Source organism: Arthrobacter sp. SAFR-023, from assembly GCF_051965295.1.
Lineage (GTDB): Bacteria > Actinomycetota > Actinomycetes > Actinomycetales > Micrococcaceae > Arthrobacter.
In genome coordinates this window covers 1-799 of record NZ_JBQCMF010000061.1, presented here as the reverse complement: position 1 = coordinate 799, position 799 = coordinate 1, and the positions used below count along the sequence as shown (strand labels likewise).

Genomic DNA, 799 nt, shown 5'->3' with positions numbered 1-799 from the left:
TCCTGGGCGGGTTCCTTCCAGCCCTGGGCCATGTCCTTGGCGGCCTCGGTGACCTGGCTGGTCATCGGTTCGGCCGCGGTCTTGAGGGCGTCGGCGGCTTCGCGTTCCTTCTCGCTCGGCGGGATCAGCGAGGAGACGAGCAGTCCGGCGCCGAAGGCGATCAGACCGGCGGCGAGGGGGTTGCCCTGGGTTTTCGCGGCGACTTTCTGGGGTGCGTCGGCGATCGCTTCACCGGCGCCGTGAATCGCGTTCCCGGCGGCGTCGGTGGCCTGGTGGACCCCGCCGCTGGTGGTGTGCGCGGCGTGGTGGAGGCTGCCGGAGGCGTTGTGGGTGGCGTGTTCTGCGGTGCCCATGACTTTGTCCTTTACTCCGAAGACGGCGTCCTTCACCTTGTTGGTTTGGCGGTGGACGATGTTGGAGGGGGTGACTTTGTCGGCGACGGCGTCCACGTTGGTGCCGAGGCGGGTCCGGGTTGCTTCGATGTCGGCGCGGATGGCGTCCGGGTTCTCACTCATCGGTGGTCTCCGTTCGGTTTGAGGGTGGGCGGGATTTCCTTGGCTGTCTCCATGGTCTGGGGCATGCCTTTGATGTGTTTGAGTTCCTTGCGTCCGACGCTGGCGAGGATCGCGGCGATGATGCCCCAGAGGACGGCGACGACGACGGCGGACCAGCCCAGGCCCATGAGTTCGCCGAGGGCGTACCAGAGGGCGATGGAGAGGAACAGGAGCACGAAGTGCCCGGCGACGCCGGCGCCGGCGAGCATGCCGCCGCCCTTGCCGGCGCGGGTGCCGGACTGTTT

At 68.0% G+C, this 799-nt stretch carries 2 protein-coding genes; both read right to left on the bottom strand.

Going from position 1 to position 799, the window contains the following annotated elements:
- The coding region (locus ACTHQX_RS21745; RefSeq protein WP_440159312.1) for a DUF3618 domain-containing protein at positions 1-515 on the bottom strand (515 nt) is incomplete at its 3' end.
- Positions 512-799 (bottom strand): phage holin family protein (locus ACTHQX_RS21740; protein ID WP_440159313.1); only part of this gene is annotated, 288 nt, incomplete at its 5' end. The genes ACTHQX_RS21740 and ACTHQX_RS21745, both read right to left, overlap by 4 nt.